The organism is Lewinella sp. LCG006 (assembly GCF_040784935.1).
Classification (GTDB): Bacteria; Bacteroidota; Bacteroidia; order Chitinophagales; family Saprospiraceae; genus Lewinella.
Map to the genome: position 1 here is coordinate 1,585,880 of NZ_CP160680.1, position 22,021 is coordinate 1,607,900.

Annotated in this window: 14 protein-coding genes; 6 read left to right on the top strand and 8 right to left on the bottom strand. The window is 46.3% G+C overall.

From position 1 onward, the window contains the following. Positions 1-102: 102 nt before the first annotated feature. Positions 103-1,641, top strand: coding sequence for a glutamate--tRNA ligase (gene gltX / locus AB0L18_RS05275; protein ID WP_367391532.1), 1,539 nt, complete (start codon positions 103-105; stop codon positions 1,639-1,641). A gap of 60 nt (positions 1,642-1,701) precedes the next feature. On the opposite strand, the gene bshA is transcribed toward gltX, so the two are convergent. Together bshA and AB0L18_RS05285 are read right to left on the bottom strand one after the other, a co-directional pair. After that, positions 1,702-2,844, bottom strand: a complete 1,143-nt coding sequence (bshA, locus tag AB0L18_RS05280) for an N-acetyl-alpha-D-glucosaminyl L-malate synthase BshA (RefSeq protein ID WP_367391533.1) — start codon at positions 2,842-2,844, stop codon at positions 1,702-1,704. A 216-nt stretch (positions 2,845-3,060) separates the two neighbouring features. Continuing rightward, positions 3,061-6,246 carry a T9SS type A sorting domain-containing protein gene (locus AB0L18_RS05285; protein ID WP_367391534.1) on the bottom strand — a complete coding sequence of 1,062 codons (3,186 nt, stop codon included), beginning with the start codon at positions 6,244-6,246 and terminating at the stop codon, positions 3,061-3,063. A 304-nt stretch (positions 6,247-6,550) separates the two neighbouring features. Here AB0L18_RS05285 and AB0L18_RS05290 point away from each other — a divergent pair, with 304 nt between their 5' ends. Both AB0L18_RS05290 and AB0L18_RS05295 read left to right on the top strand, forming a co-directional pair. Next, positions 6,551-7,432, top strand: a complete 882-nt coding sequence (locus tag AB0L18_RS05290) for a MerR family transcriptional regulator (RefSeq protein ID WP_367391535.1) — start codon at positions 6,551-6,553, stop codon at positions 7,430-7,432. Between the two features lie 228 nt (positions 7,433-7,660). Further along, positions 7,661-8,311: a YceI family protein gene (locus tag AB0L18_RS05295; protein ID WP_367391536.1), complete on the top strand. Its 651-nt coding sequence runs from the start codon at positions 7,661-7,663 to the stop codon at positions 8,309-8,311. A gap of 83 nt (positions 8,312-8,394) precedes the next feature. Here AB0L18_RS05295 and AB0L18_RS05300 read toward each other — a convergent pair whose 3' ends face one another. Further along, a complete protein-coding gene (locus AB0L18_RS05300; RefSeq protein ID WP_367391537.1) occupies positions 8,395-9,456 on the bottom strand; it encodes a lactonase family protein in 1,062 nt (353 codons plus the stop codon). A gap of 163 nt (positions 9,457-9,619) precedes the next feature. Between AB0L18_RS05300 and thiL the strand changes: the two genes are divergently transcribed. After that, complete coding sequence (thiL, locus tag AB0L18_RS05305) at positions 9,620-10,678, top strand: thiamine-phosphate kinase (protein WP_367391538.1); 1,059 nt, start codon at positions 9,620-9,622, stop codon at positions 10,676-10,678. Positions 10,679-10,681: 3 nt separating this feature from the next. Here the strand turns inward: thiL and AB0L18_RS05310 are convergent, their stop codons facing one another. The 3 genes from AB0L18_RS05310 to clpB form a co-directional block, all read right to left on the bottom strand. Then, positions 10,682-11,104 carry a VOC family protein gene (locus AB0L18_RS05310; protein WP_367391539.1) on the bottom strand — a complete coding sequence of 141 codons (423 nt, stop codon included), beginning with the start codon at positions 11,102-11,104 and terminating at the stop codon, positions 10,682-10,684. Positions 11,105-11,173: 69 nt separating this feature from the next. Continuing rightward, positions 11,174-11,653 (bottom strand): hypothetical protein, encoded by a 480-nt coding sequence (locus AB0L18_RS05315; RefSeq protein ID WP_367391540.1) that lies wholly within the window; start codon positions 11,651-11,653, stop codon positions 11,174-11,176. A gap of 85 nt (positions 11,654-11,738) precedes the next feature. Further along, entirely contained in the window at positions 11,739-14,495 is a 2,757-nt protein-coding gene (gene clpB / locus AB0L18_RS05320; RefSeq protein ID WP_367391541.1) for an ATP-dependent chaperone ClpB, read from the bottom strand. A 480-nt stretch (positions 14,496-14,975) separates the two neighbouring features. Between clpB and AB0L18_RS05325 the strand changes: the two genes are divergently transcribed. Then, the gene (locus tag AB0L18_RS05325) at positions 14,976-16,043 is read left to right on the top strand and encodes a serine hydrolase domain-containing protein (protein WP_367391542.1); all 1,068 of its coding nucleotides are present in this window, start codon (positions 14,976-14,978) and stop codon (positions 16,041-16,043) included. 385 nt (positions 16,044-16,428) lie between these two features. Here AB0L18_RS05325 and AB0L18_RS05330 read toward each other — a convergent pair whose 3' ends face one another. Both AB0L18_RS05330 and AB0L18_RS05335 read right to left on the bottom strand, forming a co-directional pair. After that, a complete protein-coding gene (locus AB0L18_RS05330; protein ID WP_367391543.1) occupies positions 16,429-19,185 on the bottom strand; it encodes an outer membrane beta-barrel protein in 2,757 nt (918 codons plus the stop codon). 446 nt (positions 19,186-19,631) lie between these two features. Further along, a complete protein-coding gene (locus AB0L18_RS05335) occupies positions 19,632-20,363 on the bottom strand; it encodes a GLPGLI family protein (RefSeq protein WP_367391544.1) in 732 nt (243 codons plus the stop codon). 157 nt (positions 20,364-20,520) lie between these two features. On the opposite strand from AB0L18_RS05335, the gene AB0L18_RS05340 reads away from it, so the two are divergent. Further along, positions 20,521-22,017, top strand: a complete 1,497-nt coding sequence (locus AB0L18_RS05340; protein ID WP_367391545.1) for a sensor histidine kinase — start codon at positions 20,521-20,523, stop codon at positions 22,015-22,017. Positions 22,018-22,021: the final 4 nt, after the last annotated feature.

A 22,021-nucleotide genomic window follows, 5' to 3' on the forward strand; every position in this document is an offset into this window, starting at 1 on the left:
GCCTTTACCCGGAACTTTTTTAAAGATTTTTCAACTTTTTTGAAAATATATTTGTGTTGATGACAAAAACTGTCAAAACACCCAAAAAATAAAGCTGTACCAATGAGTAATGTTCGTGTAAGATTTGCGCCAAGCCCTACGGGTGCGCTGCATATTGGTGGTGTCAGAACTGCTTTGTACAACCACCTTCTGGCTCGCCAAATGGGCGGTACCTTTATCCTCAGAATTGAAGATACAGACCAGACGCGCTACGTGCCCGGAGCTGAAGATTACATCAAAGAGGCACTGGCCTGGTGTGGTCTCACCCTTGATGAAGGCCCCGAACAAGGTGGCGATTATGGCCCCTACCGCCAATCGGATCGAAAAGCAATCTATCAAGAGCACGCTCAACAACTTATTGCCAACGGTAAGGCCTACTACGCATTCGACACGCCCGAAGAGCTGGATGCTCGCCGGGAAACGGAAAAAGAAGCGGGCAATCACAATTTCCGCTACGATGCCAGCACGCGTGGCAGTATGCGCAACAGTGAATCGCTCACTAGTGCCCAAGTGGAACAATTGCTGGCCGACAAGACCCCATACACCATCCGTCTAAAGGTACCTGCTGACGAAATCGTCAAAATCACCGACTTGGTTCGCGGTGAGGTACAATTCCAAAGCAAGGAACTCGATGATAAAATTCTGTTGAAAACCGACGGAATGCCTACTTATCACCTTGCCAATATCGTCGACGATCATCTGATGAAAATCACCCACGTCATCAGAGGAGAAGAATGGCTGCCTAGCACAGCCCACCACGTTTTGTTGTACCGAGCCTTTGGCTGGGAAGCAACGATGCCTTCCTTTGCTCATCTACCCCTTATTCTAAAGCCTACAGGCAAAGGCAAACTGAGCAAGCGCGATGGGGTGGCCTTGGGTATTCCCGTCTTTCCATTGGCTTGGAACGGAGCAACCGAAGAGGAGTCATTTACCGGTTTTCGCGAATTTGGCTTCGACCCACGCGCCGTCGTCAACTTCATGGCCCTTTTGGGTTGGAATCCCGGCACCGAACAGGAACTATTTAGTCTGGACGAATTGGTAAACGCCTTTTCTATCGAAAAAATAGGAAAAGCTGGTGCTCGTTTTGATTTTGACAAAGCCAAGTGGTTCAACCAGCAATATATCATGCAATCCTCCGACGAGGAACTGGTAGCTATCGTCAAGCCTATACTCGCAGAAAAAGGGATCTCTAAAGACGATGCCTTCCTGACTGTCTTTGTACAACTGATGAAAGAACGGGTCGTCGTTTACAGCGACTTCTGGGACAATGGCTACTATTTTTTCACAGAGGTACAAGATTACGACGAAAAGAATAGCCGCAAGAAGTGGAAGCCAGAAAACCAAGGCTTATTTAACGAACTACGCGGGCAACTCAAAACCCTAGAGACCCCCGATGAAGCAACTGTAGAAGCTGCCGTAAAATCTTTTATGGAAGTTAATGAGCTTGGCTTTGGGGCAGTGCTACCTATTCTCCGTATAGGCGTTACTGGTACGATGCAGGGCCCTTCTATTTTTGCCGTTATGGCACTCCTCGGCATGGAGGAAGTAGATCGTCGCCTGGAGAAAGCCTTTACCGTCTTTAATTCACTGAAAAACGGTTAAGTCACTTCATTTCGGAATAAACAAAAAGAAGCCGCAACTAAATGTTAGTTGCGGCTTCTTTTATTCCACTGGATGCACTGCATTGCGCACCACTTCCTCGTAGTATGCTTCGTATTGAGGCAGGATAATATCAATATCAAACCGTTTGGCTTGAGCTAGTGCATTTGCCCGAAAACGAGCCAAGGTATCCTCATCCTTTAGGATCTCGATAGCAAAATTTGCCATTGCTTCCACATCCCCAAGATCGGCCAGGTAACCCGTTTCGCCATGGATGTTCACTTCAGGCAATCCTCCGACATTGGTAGACACTACCGGCACTTCACAAGCCATTGCTTCCAAGGCAGCCAGTCCAAAGCTTTCGCTGGCGGATGGCATCAAAAACAAATCAGCGAGAGATAAAAGTTCTTCCACCGCATCTTGCTTGCCGAGGAAACGAATTTCATCACAAAGCTTAAGTTTTCGGCACAGCGTTTCCACATTGCGCCGTTCCGGGCCATCACCAATCAGGAGAAGTTTGCTAGGGATTTTTTGCTGCACTTTGGCAAAAATATGAATGACATCTTCCACCCTTTTCACCTTCCTGAAATTGCTGGTATGCACCAAAATACGTTCCCCCTCTGGAGCTATCGCTTTCTTGAAATGGTCTTTGTTGACCCTGCGGAAACGCTTAAAATCAATGAAATTGTAAATGACCTCAATTTCACGAGTGATATTGAAGGTATCAAAGGTTTGCTGGCGCAAGCTGTCAGAAACAGCCGTGACACCATCTGACTTATTAATGGAGAAAGCCACCACGGGCGAAAAAGCTTTATTTGTTCCTACCAGGGTGATATCCGTCCCGTGCAAAGTGGTGATAACAGGAACATAACGCCCTTCCGTCAAAAGTATTTTTTTGGCCATGTACGCTACCGCCGCATGCGGAATAGCGTAGTGCACATGCAACAAATCCAGATTTTCATACTTTACCACATCCACCAATTTACTGGCTAATGCAGTATCGTAGGGCGTATATTCAAACAGCGGATAATCGTCGGTGCCTACTTCGTGATAGTAGACGTTTTCATAAAAATGTACCAACCGTGCTGGCGGACGATAAGTGATAAAATGAATTTCGTGCCCACGCTGAGCAAGCCCTAGCCCCAGTTCCGTAGCTAATACCCCACTGCCTCCGTATGTTGGATAGCAAACGATGCCTATTTTCATTGATCTTTGATAGGTTCAATATTTATTAATAGCAAGATGGTGAAAATAGTTGTCTTTTGCCGCTACTTAGTTGGTAGATGCCCTATTATCCGCAGTGAAAATGCAAGCGCCACTCCTGCAAAGCGGGAGTGGCGCTTGTTTTATCTATTCCATCCAAGTAACTTAGATGGTGTGTAGCAAAACTGCCGGCCAAGGCGCTGGCAGGCATTTCCGTCACTAAGACTTGACAAGTTTAATCGTCTTGGTCTGTCCGGCAGCCTGAATGCGAACCAGATAAATCCCCGCAGGAACCTGGCTTAAATCAACCGTTTGGTTAATGGTATCCACCCGCTCCAAGAGGGGGCTTTGCCAAATTTGTTGTCCCAAAAGGTTTACTACATCAATCCGGGCATCTACACTTTGGTTGAATTCAGCACGTACATTGCTTTGTCCCTGGGTAGGGTTAGGAGCCAAGGTAATATCGCCAATAAGATCAACCAGTTCTTCCGTTCCAATGATGACATCAATGGTAACCGTAAGTTGGTCACTACAGCCGAAGCGGTCAGTAATGGTTACCGTGTAATCACCTGGAGGTAAATCGGTAATCGTGGCGGTTGTGTCACCTGTTGACCACAAGAATTCAAAAGGAGCAATACCACTGACGGGTAGCACAGTGACCGCACCATCATCCAGACCAGGGTTGGTGTCTGTAATTTCGGAAGTAATCCCGAGTCCATCACAACGTGGCAAGTTGATGTTGTCGATATCCAACCAATAATCAGCTCCACCACTTCCATAGGTACCCACTATACGAATTTGAATATTCTCCCCAGCAAAAACGTCCAATGGCACTGATACCGTACGGAAATCAACACTTGGCTCATGATCCGTGCCCGACTGCAAGAAGGCAATAGCGTAGGTTTCGCCACAGTCGGCAGAAATCAATACCGATAGTAAATCTGTTCCCGTCAAATCTTCCGTCGGGTCGGTACCTGCAGACCATTCCACGTAGCGGTAATCAAAGAACAAGGTATCCGTTTGCTGAACGGGACCTAGCACTGGTAGGTCAACAATAAATTCACCCGGGAAAAACAAGTTGCGGCCAATTACTGAAGTTGGGTTATTATGAGCCAATGGTGCATACAAAATACCATTGGTCGTAATGTACGCTGGAATACCAGCCTCAAAATCTTCAAACAATGGGGGTGCAAAACGCGTCACCACAATCGTGAAGGTATCATTAGCAACATCACCGTCATTCATCATTTCCGTCCACACCTGGATGGTATATTCGCCAGGTAGCGCAAAATCGTAGTTGAGGTCAAACTCAAACATTTCTGTGCTATCGCGACTAACAATCCCCGTAAAGAATCCATCTACGGGTTGATTGACACCAGAAGGTACACCGTTGATACTGAAATTCAGCGGGAACAAAGTCTGAGGGTTTTGACCAAAGTTGGTAATTCCTACCCGGATAGGCTCGCCGCTGCCCAAACCACATTCATCTGTTGGGGCTATCACTTCCGTAATACCCACATCATTGAAATAAATGGTCGAAAAGCTATAGGGGCCTAAAACGACCGTTGCCTGTCCATCAGGGCATAAATTGGTTAGGTAGAATTCGTAGTCAGTACCTTCGGCTAAGTTGTTGATAATGATCAATGAGTCATCCGTCATCAACGTATTTCCGGTACCTGGCGTAAACCCAAGCGTATCGTACTCGATCATGAAGGTATCAAGCCCAGGCAAGTCAATTAATATATTGACGGAAGAAGCATTGAAAAACTCAACCGATACATCCGGCGTGAGAATAATAGGGTCAGGAATACAAGGAGAGCAAGTAACCGTAGCCTCCCAACCTGGCCTGATAACAGATCCATCAGAATCAAAAGTAACCGTTAGACATCCACTAGGATCTGTAGAAATGAACAATCCAGGTGCTTGGACATCCAAGTTTATCGGGTCATCAGTTCCTATCCCATTAAAAACAGAAAGATCATCACAACAATTTTCTAATGAAACAGCAATGAAATCTATGATAATGGCTTCTCCTGGATTATCAGGGCAGAAGGTGAAGGTTTCAAATTCATTATTTTGGTAGTTACCATTTGGCCCACCACTATCAAAGAAGCTATCTCCACAGCCAGGAATAGTGGTAAAGGAAACAGGGCCTACCCAATTGGAGAACTCGCCTTCTTCTTCACAATGCCCACGTACGTAAAAGTCGTACTCCGTACCGCTTTCGCCACCCGTCCAGGTGTAGGGATTTTCCGTGACATCCATTACCGTAGGCATTCCAGTCGGCATCGTACCAGCAGGAACGATTTCAATATCCCAAACGGTTACATTGCCGACTTGAGACCAACCAAGAATCCCACCAGTAGTCGTTGCGGCAATAACTTCCAAGAAAGAAGGATTAGGACAAGGAGGAGCGGGAGCACAAGAAACAATTGCTTCCCATCCGTCACGAATAACTGAACCGTCAGAATCCCAGGTTACCGTGATACAACCATCAGCAGACAACGACGTGAATGACTCTGGTGCAATCAAATCAGGGTTAAGCACTGGGCCACCGGTACCCGATCCGCTGTAGATGACAAGATTATCACAGCAGGTTTCTAAGTCTACAAAAATAAAATTCAGCGTCACCAAATCGCCAGGAGTATCTGGACAAAAGGTGTAGGTTTCCAGCTCATTATTTTGGTATTGCCCATTGGGGCCACCGCTGTCAAAGAAGCTGTCTCCACAACCAGAAGCAGTCGTAAAACTCAGCGGCCCTACCCAGTTGGTGAATTCGCCTTCGTTTTCACAATGCCCACGTACGTAAACATCGTAAGAAGTACCCGTTTCGGCATCCATCCAGACAAAGGGATTGTCGGTAACATCAGCGATAGATGGAACACCAGTACTTGGTGTTCCTGCTGGCACAATCTCCAAATCCCAGGTATTCACATTACCTACCTGGTTCCACGAAAAAGTAGCACCCGTTCCAAGTACATCACTGACCGCTAGAAGCGTAGGGTTAGGACAAGGAGGAGGAGGAGCACAACTTACCAATGCTTCCCAACCAGCAAAGATAACGGAGCCATCAGAACTCCAGGTTACTGTAAGGCAACCATCTGCTGCTGAAGAAGTAAAGCTTTCAGGAGCTTGGATATCAGTATTCAGAGGGTTTCCAGTACCCGTACCGTTATAAACTGCGAGGTCATCACAACAGGTCTCAACTGCTACCGCAGTAAAATTAAGGGTCACCAAATCGCCCGGGTTATCAGGGCAAAAGGTCCAGGTTTGGTCTTCGTTATTTTGGTATTGCCCATTAGGGCCACCAGAATCATAGAAAAACTCACCACAGCTTTGGCCTGCGACTTGCCAGGCGCTCAGCGTGAATAATACAAATGTATACAGCGTAAATTTCCAGCTCATGAAGCTTATCTTTTTTTGGCAGAAAGTTGCTTGTTGCTAACATTCAACAAAGTGTGCTAAAATTAGCCAAAAATCCTTAAACAACCACTTTATTTTATCTGACTAGCTGCTTAAAGACAAAGAAGGTGGAGAAATACCGTAATTCTAGGTCCAATAATTTCAAATCTCCATCCCTGATTTAACACTCAGTTAAAATACTTTCGTTTAAACCTTTTACTATCCTTATTGTTAGACCCACAATTAGATGCGTTCCATGTGCTGGAGTGGCAAGTTTTAAGCTATTGTTCACAAAACAAACTTACGGGTGGCTGTGTATTCCATCAAAGACTTGGAAAAACTATCTGGGATTAAGGCCCATACTATCCGTATTTGGGAACAGCGGTACCATATTTTAGAACCTCAACGAACTAAAACGAATATCCGCTATTACCAGGATGAAGACCTCAAAGTGTTGCTCAATGTAGCCCTGCTCAACAAAAATGGCATTAAGATTTCTAAAATCGCCAAAATGGAAGACCAGGAGCTGACTGAAAAAGTAGCAGCTATTTCTGAGATCAATTTAGATGATGGCACCCAATTGGACGCCCTTACCATCTCCATGATCGAAATGGACGAAAATAAGTTCGACCGTATCATCAATACCAATATTGATCAGATTGGCTTCGAACAAACCATGATGGAGGTCATCTATCCTTTTCTCGACAAGCTTAGCTTGCTGTGGCTCACTGGCTCAATCAACCCCGTACAGGAAAATTTCATCAGCCACCTCATTCGCCAGAAAATCATCAGTGCCATCAATGCTACTCCCCTTTCGAGTGGAGAAGAAAATGAAAAAATCATCCTCTATTTGCCTGAAGGAGAACGACAAGAGCTTTCCTTGCTTTTTATGCATTACCTGCTTAAGTCTCGTGGTAAATACGTGCTTTACCTTGGGCAGGATATTTCCATCGCCGATTTATCAGATGCTAATCATATTCATAAAGCCGATCTCATCTTCACGATGATCACGGAAACTTTTGCCAAAGAATCCGTCCAGCAATACGTGAATCACCTGGCGGATACCTTTCCTAAAACTCACATCTTACTCTCTGGCTACCAGGTCGTTGCACAACAAGTAGAAGCACCTAAGCACGTCACTATTCTAAAAAGCCTCGATCAAATGTTGCGCTTTTTTGATCACCAATAATTGTCATGGAACTAGTTGGAAGGCACTTTTGAAGTGCCTTCCAACGCTATAGCGCCTCAGGCAGAAAAAGCAGAGTTGCTTCTTGTGGAAATCCTCAGAGATTAAAAGACGTTTGTTTAGTGCCCAAAGCAGTAGAGCGTAATTGAAAAATAATCGATGTTAATACAACAATCATATCTGCATCGCTGTTTAGCACATTATCACAACCTTAAATAACTTGAAATTTTTATGAAGAATTTAATGATTTTAGCACTTGCACTCTTTTTAGTAGCATGTGGTGCCTCCCCTGAAGGAGAACAAGTCGAAGCACAGGATGCTGTAGAAGCAAATACCCCTGCGGCAGCAACTAATTCGCTAGCTGTTGATACTGACGCCAGTGTCATCAATTGGGTGGGTGCTAAATTTACAGGTGATCAGCATAATGGTACGATTCAGATTGCCGAAGGTAAATTGATGACCGAAGGCAGTAATCTGGTTGGTGGTAACTTTATCATCGACATGAGCACAATTAAAGTGACCGATGAAACGCCCGAAGAAATGAAAGCCAAGCTTGTTGGCCACCTTACTACAGGTGATTTCTTTGAGGTAGAAAAATATGGTAAAGCTTCTTTCGAAATCACCTCTGTTGAGGTAGCTCAAGGCAATCCTGACGCTACCCACAACATCACGGGTAACCTCACTATGAAGGATATTACCAAGAGTATTACCATTCCTGCTACGGTAAGTATTACAGAGGGTGGCATTGCTGCCAAGACCCCTCAATTTGTAATTGATCGTACGCAATGGGGAGTAACCTATGGCTCTACTACGGCTGGTGCGCTGAAAGACAAAGCGATCAAAGACGAGATTGCACTACAAATTAACCTGGCCACCAAATAAGCTGAGGTACATGAAATAAGCGGCAATTATTGGTCGCTTTTGCTGGAGCTGGACTTTCGCCAAATGGCAAAAGTCCAGCTTTATTATTTATTGACAAACTGTAAACAAACAGGTGTTTTTACTTCCCACTCCTGTTCGTAGCGAAGTTTACCGTTTTTTTGATCTATCGTAAACTGCACTACATTGTCAGAATTCTGGTTAGCGACGAGTAATGCTTTCCCATCAGGGTGAATCGCAAAATTACGGGGAAAAGCTCCCCTTGTGGGGAAATAACCTATTGATTCCAGACTGCCATCTCGGGTATCCACCCGAAAGCCGGCCAAAGAATCATCTCCGCGGTTGCTGGCATAGAGAAACTCCCCATCGGGACTAAAATGAAGATCTGCACCCAGGCTGAAATCACTAAAATCATCTGGTAAGGTTGACCAATGGTCAATCATATTCAACGCTCCATTCTCCGCATTGTAATGAAAAGCGGTAATGGTATTGTTGAGTTCATTGAGCACATACGCATAAGGTGCCCGAGGGTGGAAAGCAAAATGCCGCGGACCACTACCTCCTGGCAATACTACGGTAGTAACAAGTTCCCAGAGCGGCCCTTCCGCATTAAAAGTATGTATCTCATCGGTTCCCAGATCGGCTACCATCACCCAGTATCCATCCGGGCTTACAGTCACAGAATGGGGGTGAGAACTCTCCTGCCTTTCGTTGGGCCCATTCCCTTCGAGGCGTAAGGTATCAGATGCGGCCTCTATTTTACCATTCTTGGCCACGGGGTAACGTACGATCATCCCACCAACATAATTCGCAACATAAAGCCACTTACCATTGGGGTGGATGCTCACATGGCAAGGTGCAAAACTAAAGGTTGGTTGCCGATTAAGGAGTACCAGTTTTTCACCTTCTTGCTGATAGCTATATACATACCCTGTAGTATCAACATCTGGCCCAATTTCACTCACGGCGTAAATACGATCCGCATCAGGCGACAAGCACAAAAAGGAAGGATTGACAATGCCTTCGGTTGTTTCCAAAGACAGCAGGCTGTCTTTTTCAAACTGTAAGCGGTAAATCCCATCTGCTTTGCCATCTACATGGCCTTCTTTTCGGGTATAAGTACCCACCCATACTTCTGCTGCTTTCATGCTCACAGATTGTTGATCGTTTGGTGGTTCATAGCAACTGGTCATTAAAAAAACCAGACTAAAAAAATGCAGTAGTAGTAGTAACCTTATCTTCATGGACAGTGTTTAAGAACGGAAAGTTAGTAAATACCCCTAACTTTGTCGAGAAATCTAAAAAATGGACATGTCACAGCAAGCAGCGCAACCGCAACGTACGGACGTAAACACTTTGGGAGAATTTGGATTAATTGAGCATCTCACCCAGCGTTTCCCACTACTCAATGCTTCTTCTCAACTAGGAATTGGTGACGATGCCGCTGTCATTGACAATGGTAATTTCAAGACGATTATTTCTACTGATATGCTAGTGGAGGGCATCCATTTTGACCTGATGTACACCCCACTCAAGCACCTGGGTTACAAATCGGTGGTCGTCAACCTATCGGATATTTACGCTATGAATGCCCGCCCTCGGCAAATCACGATGTCGCTAGGGCTGTCCAACCGTTTTTCCGTAGAAGCACTAGAAGAATTTTACGAAGGCGTATACCTGGCCTGCGAGCACTATGGTGTGGATTTGATCGGTGGAGATACCACTTCCTCCAACAAAGGCCTGGTCATTAGTGTTACCGCCATTGGACAAGGGGAGGAAGGAAAGCTGGCCTATCGTTCTGGTGCCAAAGTAGGAGATATTATCTGCCTTACCGGCAATGTAGGTGCAGCTTATTTGGGCCTGCAAATTCTGGAAAGGGAAAAGCAAATTTATCTCTCTTCTCCGCAAATTCAACCCAACCTTGAAGACCAAACCTACTGCGTAGGTCGCCAACTCAAGCCCGAAGCTCGCCGGGATATGATCGAGCAATTTGATAAAGCCAATCTGGTGCCTACCTCCATGATTGATGTATCCGATGGCGTAGCCAGCGAACTGTTTCATATTTGCAAAGCCTCTGGCGTTGGTGCGTTTCTTGAAGAGAGTGGCGTGCCCATTCATCCCGATGCCCAGTTACTAGCACTGGACTTCAAACTTGACCCCATCACCTGCGCCCTGAGTGGAGGCGAAGATTACGAGCTCCTCTTCACCGTCAATCCTCGCGACCTGGAAAAAGTAAAATACTTGCCAGATATCTACATTGCAGGTGAGATTACCCCTGCGGAAGACGGTGTCATGTTACATACCAAAGGGGGGAACATTCACCCACTGCAAGCCCAGGGTTGGGTACATTTCAATCCAAATAAAAAGTAGTAACTAATAAAAATCCTCTTCTGCAACAACCAGCGTTGTCAGTTCCACGGTATGCCCATCGGGGTCTTGCGTGTATAGAGAATGAAAGTAGTAATGGTCCTGAAAATCATACACTAGCCCAAGTTGGATATAGTGCTTTTTTGCCTTGGCAAAAGCATCCGGGCTCAATTGAAAAGCAAAGTGATCAATTTTTATGTGCTTCGAGGAAGCGTCTAGGACTTGGTCTTCCATTTGGGCAGGAAAAAGCGCTAGGCCAGTCTTACCTGCCAGTAAAAAGATGGGAAAAGGTTTCCATTGGCTAGGTTCATAGCGTTTCAACCCCAGTACTTCTTCGTACCAACGTGCCGATACCTCTAGGTCTTTAACCCGGATAGCTACGTGATCCAGAAAATCAATCTCAAAGTCGACTTTTCTATCTGGATTCATAAGAAAAGATAATTTTCACCACATAGCCGCCTGCTTAGTTAAGATGGCCATGTGGTGAAAACACTGCTACTAATTATGGTAAGCCTGGTTATGCGCCAAGGTTGCACCACACTGCGCACAAGGCCCTGCCGTAGCTCCACCTCCCGCACATCCGTTGGAACAAGTGTAATGCCATACGCCAGCAGCATTCTGAGCAGGTTCAGTTGCAGGTGCCGCTACTGCGGGGGCTGCATTTGGATCCTGGAACATAGGGTTTGCGCCGCTAGCCGCTGGGGCTGGGGCTGCATCATTAGCGTGAAAGGCCTGATTGTGAACCAGTGCTGCTCCACACTGTGAACATGACCCTTGTGCTGCTCCACCCGAACCCACATGGCCCGACGGACAAATATAATGTTCAACACCAGCTACACCTCCTACTGCCGGAGGAGCAGTTACCGGAGCAACAGCTGGGGCTGTAGCAGCATTACTATCAGTAGATTTGTCGCCCTGGCAAGCCATAATGGTTAAACCGACCACGAGCATAAAAACGAAGGTTAAGACCCTGTTCATGAGCTTTTTGTTTTTGCTGTTCTCAAAAAAGAACAGTACTTAATAATTCGGCTAAAATAAGGCTTTTTATTTTAAAGCTCTTCTCTTATCCCTCCAATTCCGTCACCGCATCATTAAGATCATCCGTAGCTTTTTTCAGTTCATCAACGGTATCTTCCCGCTTCTTCGACGAACGGCGACTACGTTTTTTTGGTGCCTCCTCAGCGGTTTTTGGGGTGTAAGTCGCATTGGGGTCGAAAGGTTCCTTGCTAAAGCTGAGGGCCTCCTTTTCCAAATCTACGTAAATGGTGTCTCCTGCACTAAAGGTATCCGCAATGATGACGCTAGAAAGACCATCGACTAAATCTCGTTGCAACACCCGCTTCATCGGACGGGCACCAAACTGTGGGTCGTAACCACGATCAGCCAACCAATCCAGTGCCCGCTCGCTGATTTTCATGACCATCCCTTTCTGGGCCAGCATTTTTTCGGTTTTGCGCAAAAGCAGCTTCGAAATTTTCTTGATTTCCTCCCGGGTCAGCGGCAGGAACATGATTCGCTCATCGATACGGTTCAAAAACTCAGGTCGTAAATTCTCTTTCAGGGTTTCGAATACTTCTTCTTTTGTCGTCTCTATAATTTCATTGCGGTGCTCCTCTCCTACGGCGTCCAGATCTTCAAAGTTTTCCAAAATCACTTCTGCCCCCATATTCGAAGTCATAATAATAATGGTGTTTTTGAAACTGGCTACCCGCCCTCGGTTGTCTGTCAACTGCCCATCATCCAGCACCTGCAACAGGATATTGAAAGTATCCGGGTGGGCTTTTTCTATCTCATCCAGCAACACTATACTGTAAGGCCTGCGACGTACGGCTTCCGTCAGTTGCCCACCTTCGTCGTAACCTACGTATCCCGGAGGCGCTCCCACCAGGCGGCTCACCGCGTGGCGTTCCTGGTATTCGCTCATATCGATCCGAGTGATGGCCCGTTCGTCATTGAACAGTACTTCGGCCAGTGCTTTCGCCAATTCAGTTTTTCCTACGCCAGTAGGGCCCAGAAAAATAAACGAACCAATCGGCCTACCCTCATCCTGCATCCCGGCGCGGCTCCTACGCACGGCATTGGCCACGGCCACTACGGCTTCGTCTTGCCCTATCAGGCGCTGGTGCAGCTCATCTTCCAGTTGTAGCAGTTTTTCTTTTTCACTTTGCAGCATCCGCGCTACCGGAATTCCCGTCCAGCGCCCTACTACTTCGGCAATGTCGTTGGCCGTTACCTCTTCGTTGGTAAATCGCTTTTCGTCCGGCAATTTATCCAGTTTCTCCAAGGCAATATCTAGCTGACTTTGCAACTCCTGCAGCTCACCGTAACGAATTTTAGCTACTTTCTCAAAGTCGCTATGGCGCTCGGCCCGATCGGCCTCTTGCTCTTTTTCTTCCATCTGCTTCTTCAAGCCCTGCACGAGATCTACAATCTCCTTCTCGCCCTGCCATGAGGCCCGCAAGCCATCACGTTTTTCTTTTGCGTTAGCAATTTGCTCATTGATATTGGCCAATTTAGCATTGTTTTTCTCCCGCTTAATGGCTTCGCGCTCTATCTCCAGTTGGCGCACCTTGCGCTCCCATTCGTCTACTTCTTCGGGCACACTGTCCAACTCCAAGCGCAGGCGGGCCGCGCTTTCGTCAATCAGGTCAATGGCTTTATCTGGCAACTGCCGGTCAGCAATGTAACGGTTACTCAACTCTGCTGCCGCCACCAATGCTTCATCCAGTATTTCTATTTTATGATACACTTCGTAGCGCTCCTGCAAGCCGCGCAAAATCGAGATCGTATCCTCTACACTGGGTTCTTCAATCAGCACGGTCTGAAAACGCCGTACCAGCGCTTTGTCTTTTTCGAAATATTTTTGGTACTCATCCAACGTCGTCGCACCAATGGTACGTAGCTCGCCACGGGCCAACGCTGGTTTCAGGATATTGGCCGCATCCATGGCGCCATTACCACCGCCAGCACCTATTAGGGTATGGATTTCGTCAATAAAGAGCACAATTTCGCCATTCGACTCGGTGGTTTCTTTGATCACCCCCTTCAGTCTTTCCTCAAACTCTCCTTTATACTTCGCCCCCGCAATCAGGGCTGCAATATCCAGCACGTAGATGCGCTTGCTCTTCAGGTTTTCCGGCACATCCCCCTTCACTATTCGCCAGGCAATCCCCTCTACAATGGCCGTCTTGCCTACGCCGGCTTCGCCAATCAGCAGGGGGTTGTTTTTCTTGCGACGCGACAGTATTTGTAGCACCCGGCGCATCTCCTCATCACGCCCGATGATGGGGTCCAGTTTGCCACTTTCGGCCCGTTCGTTCAGGTTGATGGCAAATTTTTTCAAGGCATTGTAGCTTTCTTCGGCGCTCTGGTCGGTGACTTTACGCCCTTTCCGTAAATCCACTATCGCGGCGCGCAGACCGTCATTGGTCAGGCCCATGTCCTTCAATATCTGGCCACCTTTGTCTTCACCTTGCAGAATCCCCAGCAGCATCAATTCTACGGAGATGTATTCATCTTCAAAGTCTGGCAACATCTTCTTTGCCCGGCTCAGCGCCTTATTGGCGGCGTCTGTCAAGTATTGCTTTTCACTACCTGCCACTTTGGGGTACTCCCTAATCGAACGATCCAGCTTGGCGATCAGTTCTTGTGGATCTACGCTGTTTTTTTCCAATAAAAAACGGACAACACTTTCGTCCGTATCCAAAATTCCTTTCAACAGGTGAGGAGTATCCACTTGTTGCTGGCTCAGGCCACCAGCTACTTTCTGCCCTTGCATGATCGCTTCCTGGGCCCGGGTCGTAAAATTATCGTAAGTCATAGTCGAGTTTAAATCTGCGGTCTCAAATATAACAAACCCCACCCACATCAACGCTGCCCTTTTATACCAAGACATAAGATTCATCGGCCAATCCAGTTTTTGGGCGGCTGTCATCGTCCCTCGTCACCGGGGTGTTCAGCCCCTTAGGGGCATTACCATCCCTACCGCTGCTCGTCCGATGGAAGATCGGAATGCGCCGTGCTGGCCTAATTGCGGCCAGCACCTGGTAGTTGCGTAAAACTGCGAGTGATCTGTAGAAGAATGGGGTTACTTCTGAGTAGCCTGATTTCTCCACTTAAAGACCAGTTAACCAATCTTTTGGTGCGAGTCCCGGTGTTAGTTTTACCCACGTTAAACTATACTAAAAATTTAGCTTTGTGTATTTTGCGAACCGCATATTTTATTGGCAACAATTCTCCTTATGAAAGACCTGCGCTCTTTCGAAGGGCTAAGTTCTTATAAATTAAATACAACTAAAAAATGAAACACATTTTAGCTATTTTGATAGTAATTCTCACCATTAACATTGGTCTTGGGCAGCAGCATTCACAATTAGACAGTGTGATGAGCATTCATGTAAAAAATGGTTTTAATGGCAATGTAATTTACTCGCGAAACGACAGTATCAAGTTTAAAGGAAACTATGGTTTCGCAAACACAGAAAACCAAATCCCTTTAACAGATACCTCTATTTTTGACCTAGCCTCTGTTTCAAAGCAGTTTACAGCTGTAGGTGTCATCCAATTAATTGAGAAGGAGTTACTATCCTACGACACGAAGCTAGAAGAAGTCTGGGCTGACTTTCCTTACCAAGGCATAACGATCGAACACCTTTTAAGACATCAATCTGGTTTGCCTGACTACATTGACTTTTTGAGTAAATCAAAATATTGGAATAAACAGAATATTGCAACTAATGATGATTTAATCAACATTATGAAAGAGCATGAGCTGCCTTTAGCCTTTACCCCAGGTACGCAATCCTTTTACAGTAACACTGGATACGCAATATTAGCATCGGTCATTGAACAAATAAGTGGCTTAACCTACGAAACGTATTTGCATGACAATATTTTTGATCCTCTTCAAATGCGCAACTCAAAAGTCGTCAGACGGATTTACAAACCTGACAATGATTCTAATTTAACAACAGGCTACTACAGGAAAGGGAAAAAGAATGCTCCCAATTATTTATACGATAAGAAAATGAAGTACTATGATGGAATTGTAGGTGACGGAATGGTCCATTCTACTATCCTAGACTTACTGAAGTGGAAACAAGCACTGAAAAATAATACTTTAATTTCCGAGGTAAATAAAGAGAAAATGTTTTCTGGTGATGAAATCTCTTCCACCTATGGTTTTGGTTTTGTTATTCAGGACTCTGCGTCTTTAGGAAAATATGTACTACATACCGGTAGTTGGCAAGGTTATCATTCCTTTTTACTTTACATCTTATCATCAGATGAATTTGTAGTTGTTTTATCCAATAACAGCTATGATGAAACAGCAGGTATCAATAATGACTTATTAAAATACGGTCGATAAACACCTCTTATTACCGGGTAAGCTTTTGGGGGCTGATGGAGCTTTTGTCTTCGACAAATCACCTACTGCACCAAAGCCCATCTTATTACAATTGGCACTACAACGCCTTGGAAAACGTTTTCCTAACCGCCTGTACTTGGTGATCGCCAAAAACTTACACGGAAAGAAGGTGATGGAATACGTGCGGAATACGATGAAGTAAGGTGAGATTTACCTTCTTGATACTCCGAATAGACAGAGACTCAAAGGTAAATCTCACTGTACTGAGTACTTGGTAGGGTATAGCCAACGTAAAAAGTTAAGGCAAACGACATAATTAAATTTTAAGGCTGTCTTTTTTGAAATGACAAAAACATGAGTATTGCCCGAAAATCAAGTTGAAGCCCTACCCTTCACTGTTCACCTTACTCAGCTTATAAGTAGCGGTAAGCATCGCAAAACGCCCCAAGGCATTGGCTTGGCTTTCTTCAAAATAATTGAAAGCATTACGGCGCTCCAATCCCCTGTTCTGGTTCAACAAATCAAAGACACTGACCTTCAGGGTAAGTCGTTTTCCCGTAAGGATACTTTTGTGAACAGAGGCTTGCCAGAGGGTGAAATTATTTTGCTGACCAAAAGCTTCGTCCGAAAATTGCTGGCGCTCCATTTCTGTACTCAACACCCAATCTTTAGGCAAAAACCAGTCGGCAGAAATAAACCAATCCTGGCGCGAATAATTTTGGTTAAAGTTGTCCTGTTGTTCGTAGCGGGCCTGACTAAAATTCCACGCCGCACCCAGTTCCCAAGCGATAGTTTCCTGCTTTCTGTTTCGGAAACTCAGCGACCATTCCTGCTGCCAACGCTCGGCTCGGTCGGTCGTTTCATTGACCAATAGCTGCCCCAGGTTGTAGCTGGTGCTCCCCCTGAGCTGTAGACTCACATCTACCACCCGAAGTGGTGTACTGAAAGAGGCGTACAACTGGTTTTGCCACTCGTAGTCCGTATTAACAGGCTGTCGTACCTGCCGGAGTAACTCATCAATTGACAAACGATTCACAATACGGTTGTCAATGTAGCTGCTTCGTAAATTGGCAAAAAAATTGGTAAAACTAAAAGCATCAATGATGGTGAGGCCAGCCGTAAAATCATGCTGGTATTCTGGCTCTAACCCAGGATTCCCCTCGTAAATACTGAGGCTATTGGTATTGTCCACCAAGGTCTGCAACTGGCTCAAGCCTGGTGCATTGAGCCGGGTACTATAGCGCAGTTCCAGGTTTCTCGACGAGGTAAACTCATGTTTCCAACTGGCGCGGGGCAGTAAATACCAGAAGGAATTGGCCGTATTTGCTCCACTCTTTAAGTCACCATACTGGGCCTGCACGACAACGTCAAACCGGGAGCGTCGCGAGGTGAATAGCAGCCCCGTTCCTAGCAGACTCGTATTGAACGTTCGATCAAACACGCCACTTAACAACGGGTTAAGTTGATAATCAAAAGTCTCGGTACGATCCAGAAATGCTTTATCCAGGTCAGCTTGCTCACGTGTGAGCGTAAGGGTATTTTGCCAATACCAGTTTTCGTTCAATGGCTCCGTGAAGGCTAATCTTGCCTGCCAAAAAGCCGACTGCTCCGCGCTAAGCTGTTGCTGATCAAGAGAGTCACTCGCGTACAACATGCTGTTTTCTTGCCAGAAACGATCACTGTTCAATAGATACTGTTCGCCCTCACTGTCTTGCTGGTCATAGGACAAACTGGCCGTAAACAACCTCCCTATCGTCTTGAATTTCAGAAAATACTGCATATTCGCACTGCTTGACCAACGCAGGGGGGTATTGCGATAATCCTGTCGGCTGTCACTCGCTAGAAGATTCGCATTGGTGAAATTGCTTAGCGCATACGCTCGACTTGTCTTGCCATTCGTATAGCCGATATTTCCACCAAATAGTAGACGCTGCCGATCATCGAGTTCGTGCTGTACTTCCAGGTTTATCCGGTGGCTGCCCGTCCGGCTGTTTTCTTGTTGCTGCCCCATTGAGCGGTATGCTTCCTCGGCGAGTACGTTGTCACGAGTAAAACTTTCCTGCAACGCTCTTTTAAGGATACTACCGAAATAATTACTGCTAAAAGTGGTATTCTCGCCCAAATCGCGATTGTAATTTAAGCCCAGCGCCTGCGAGGTATTCAAACCGCCACCGTCGCCAAAATTCAGCGGTACGCCCAGGTCATCATCATTGATATGAATACGACCTCCCCCCTGCTCCATCAGGTTGCCAAAGCCCCCCATAAAGTCGATGTAATCAAAAACTGAAAAACCTGGCTCGTTAATATTGTTGGCGCTTCCCAAAAGAGAGAGCTGCGATTGGTCATTAAACCGATTGACACTGGCTTTGCCTTGGTAGCGCCCATCACTTCCGTAACCTGCTGTTATTTCACCAAACTGACCCGCTTTTTTATCTTCCTTGAGCACCAGGTTAATGGTTTTCTCCTCCTCACCATCGTCAATGCCGGAAAATTCTTCCAGCTCCGATGCTTCGTCATATACCTGCACAGATTCCACGGCATCGGCTGGCAAATTTCGCGTAGCCACCTGAGGGTTATTACCAAAAAAAGGCTTTCCATCTACCAGTACGTTCTTCACGTCTTCCCCCTGGGCTTTGATGCTACCATCGCGGGCTACTTCCACCCCGGGGAGTTGTTTCAAAAGTCGCTCCACATTGTCATCAGCACGCACTGAAAAAGCGCCGGCCTGGTACTGAATCGTATCTCCTTTGATGAGTACGGGTACATGCGCTGCTTTCACGACTACCTCTTCCAGCAGCAGGTTTTCTGGCGAAAGCCAAATCTCCCCCAAATCAAGATGAGGTGCTTGCGCCGTAAAGCTGACGGATTGTTGGAAAGAACCATAGCCGATGTAAGTGATCTGTAAAGTAATCTCCGCCCGGGTAATCCGGTTGAGCATAAATCGCCCCTTCCCATCAGAGATCGCAAAAGCCAGCAAGGTAGAATCTACCGGATTCATAGCAACCACCGTAGCCCCCGTCAGAGCCTGCTGATCAGGGTCGGTGATGGTTCCGCTAAGTTGATATTCATTGGTTTGCCCCGTCAATTCAAGGCCGATAAAACAGAGAGAGAGCACGAATAGAAATCGAGTGAAAAATTTCATTTGCTTTTATTTAGGTGATTCATGGTGCGAAAACAGGATGGACTTTCGGCATTCGCCGAAGGCCGTTGAAGGATTTTTGGTAGAGGGCAGAGGGATTTTACCAGGCTATACCCGTTACTAAGTGGTCTGGGACATTCTCACTTGTCCTTTTTTGCTCTGACTGCGTTAAAAAGCCTCGCCGAAGCTTAGGCTTCGCCTACGTTTTTCGCCTTGGCAGAGCAAAAAATGACGTTGCGATAATATTCCCAACTCAGAGGAGCTTGCGACGATCAGCGTAGCTAAACCACTTAGTGCCGGGTATAGTAGAAACTGATCATTAATTACCCAACATCCGTTTTTCTCTTGACATCGGAAAAATTGCATAACTCTTCGTCATCCCTTTACCATCTACCCTAGGGACGCAAAGCGGACCGCATCCTTCTACAGACTTTCACCGAAAGTCCAACTTATCCCCGGATTTCTATCCGTCGGCCACTGCGAATATTCAATTCGTCCATCTTTTCCTGTTCCAGGCGATCGAATTCTTCTTCCGTGACGATCTTTCCTTTGGCAGGCCCTTTGATCAAGGTGGCGTCATCTAATTCCGCTTTAATCTCGGTCGCGACGAGATGAATATTATCGACTTCCACCTCCAGTATCATCCCGGGCAATTGCCCGTAGGTGGCAGGCCCGCCAGGAACTGCAATCTGTGGGGTAAACCACGCCGTAATCAGCATACTATCGGGGCCAGAGGTGGCCTTGAAGCAAGTATACCCCAGGATGTCTTTTTGCTCGTTGGTGAGCTTCCAATCCACCTGATCGAGCTGTTGTTCAATCCGGAAGGGGCGACCGAAAATACTGCGCTGCTCTACCATTTTCTTATCGGCAAAGTGGGTATAGACCGCACTGTTACCATTGCTGCGAATGATCTTGATCTGGAAAGTTCCTTCTCCTTCTGCCTGCGGCACGGGGGGAGGAGGTGCTACTTCCGCAACACTGTAATATGCTTCTTCCGGTGTAAACCGCAGTACAAAATTATCGCTTTGGCTACTGGGCAGCAGGTGCGCAAACTGACTGGATGATTCGTCAATATTAATATTCAATTGGATGGTCTCCTTGTATGCTACCATCCCGGTGGTGAGTTGAGCAAAAGCAAACAATGGTAGCAGGAGGGTGAGTGTATTAAGTAGATACTTCATGGTAGTTCTGTTTTTTTTTTACAAAACTAAAGGAGAGGAAGCCGAAAGCTGGTTAATCAACCTTGGTCTAAGGTTAATTAAGGTTAATGAGCATGCATGCCCTCTTCGGAAGCCTTACTTTTGTAGTATGGAACAAAAAAGAAGTCCCAACTTGCTCATGCTAACGAGCCTACTGGCCCTGGTCCTCTTTTTGGGATTTTGGCTGCGAGGCACTTATCGAGACGCAAGTTTAGTCATGACCGAAAAAGGAAATCTCTTGTACCAGGAGGCCGTTCGCCAGGTACAGGATTCTGTCTATCAAAAATTCATTGTCAGGTTTGTTGAAAACGCTCAACGTTACAAGGGCAACCCTAGCGATACCCTTCTCCATAATTTCTCAACGATTGATCTTGGCACAGCCAAAGAAACACAAATTATCGTTCACCGCTCCACGGATAGCCTGCCGCTTAAGCGCTCCAACAAATTGCAGCTGGCGTTTAAGCTGGATACGGTTGGTCAGCAAGATACCCACATTCCTTTTTCCAGTCATGCACGGGATCTTAGCTTCCCCTCTCGGCTGCGTTCCTTGAGGGCCGAGCAAAACGACTCCATTATAATCGCAGTAGCTCCCAATGACCTGGGGCTAAGCACCGAGCGATTGAGCACAACCCGTCGGGAAGGCTTTATCCTGGGCGAAGATGACACCGCACCTATTATCGAAAAGAAATTCCAGCAGGCATTGGCCAAAGCAGGGCTGCCGGCCGAATTTCACATTGAGCAGCAAAAAGTCAAGGAAGACAGCATCGATTTGGACTTCTTTCCCGGAAATTTCAACAGCCACCTGCAGGAAAAAATCGTCTTTGACCACACCGGTTGGTACCTCAGTAAAAAAATCGCAGGGCCGTTTTTTTTCAGTCTCTCCCTCTTCCTGCTTACCGCACTCGCCTTTTGGTCATTACGCAAAAGCAGTTCCAAAGCATTGCAATACACACGCCTCAAGCAGGACTTCATGAGCAACATGACGCACGAATTGAAGACCCCTATCACCACGGTTGGCCTGGCTATAGAAGCCATTCAAGGCTTTGTCGCAAACAATGATCAGGAAAAAACCAGGGAATATTTAAAAATCTCCCAGCACGAGCTCAGTCGCTTGAGTTTATTGGTGGACAAAGTGCTCAAACTTTCTCTGTTCGAGAATGATGTACCAAGCATCAATAAAGTAAAAGTCGATTTCGAATTAGTCCTCCAAAAAGTGCTCAACGCTATGTCCATTCAAGTAGAACAGACCGGGGGCGTTTTCAAATTAGAAACAGCAGGAGACGATTTCCTGTTAGCTGCTGATGCCGTACATCTTAGCAATGTCCTCTTTAACCTTTTGGACAATAGCTTGAAATATACCGAGGGAGCGCCAATTATCCATCTAAAACTTGAGGCGCAGGCAGCACGAATTATTTTCACCATCAGCGACAATGGCATAGGTATTTCTCCTGCACATCAAAGCAAAGTATTTGACCGTTTCTTTCGGGTTCCGCAGCAAGGACATCAACACAATGTAAAAGGCTACGGGCTAGGCTTGAGTTATGTCGCAGACATCATCCGACAGCACGATGGGAAGATTACCCTCGACAGCATCCCCGGAAAGGGAAGCAGCTTCCGCATTGAATTACCACGCTAATCCC

Coding starts and splice junctions, on each gene's coding strand:
- AB0L18_RS05315 (WP_367391540.1), bottom strand. CDS start 11,653: ATGAACAGGGTCTTAACCTTCGTTTTTATGCTCGTGGTCGGTTTAACC.
- AB0L18_RS05310 (WP_367391539.1), bottom strand. CDS start 11,104: ATGAATCCAGATAGAAAAGTCGACTTTGAGATTGATTTTCTGGATCAC.
- AB0L18_RS05295 (WP_367391536.1), top strand. CDS start 7,661: ATGAAGAATTTAATGATTTTAGCACTTGCACTCTTTTTAGTAGCATGT.
- AB0L18_RS05300 (WP_367391537.1), bottom strand. CDS start 9,456: ATGAAAGCAGCAGAAGTATGGGTGGGTACTTATACCCGAAAAGAAGGC.
- AB0L18_RS05335 (WP_367391544.1), bottom strand. CDS start 20,363: ATGAAGTATCTACTTAATACACTCACCCTCCTGCTACCATTGTTTGCT.
- thiL (WP_367391538.1), top strand. CDS start 9,620: ATGTCACAGCAAGCAGCGCAACCGCAACGTACGGACGTAAACACTTTG.
- AB0L18_RS05340 (WP_367391545.1), top strand. CDS start 20,521: ATGCTAACGAGCCTACTGGCCCTGGTCCTCTTTTTGGGATTTTGGCTG.
- clpB (WP_367391541.1), bottom strand. CDS start 14,495: ATGACTTACGATAATTTTACGACCCGGGCCCAGGAAGCGATCATGCAA.
- AB0L18_RS05285 (WP_367391534.1), bottom strand. CDS start 6,246: ATGAGCTGGAAATTTACGCTGTATACATTTGTATTATTCACGCTGAGC.
- gltX (WP_367391532.1), top strand. CDS start 103: ATGAGTAATGTTCGTGTAAGATTTGCGCCAAGCCCTACGGGTGCGCTG.
- AB0L18_RS05330 (WP_367391543.1), bottom strand. CDS start 19,185: ATGAAATTTTTCACTCGATTTCTATTCGTGCTCTCTCTCTGTTTTATC.
- AB0L18_RS05325 (WP_367391542.1), top strand. CDS start 14,976: ATGAAACACATTTTAGCTATTTTGATAGTAATTCTCACCATTAACATT.
- bshA (WP_367391533.1), bottom strand. CDS start 2,844: ATGAAAATAGGCATCGTTTGCTATCCAACATACGGAGGCAGTGGGGTA.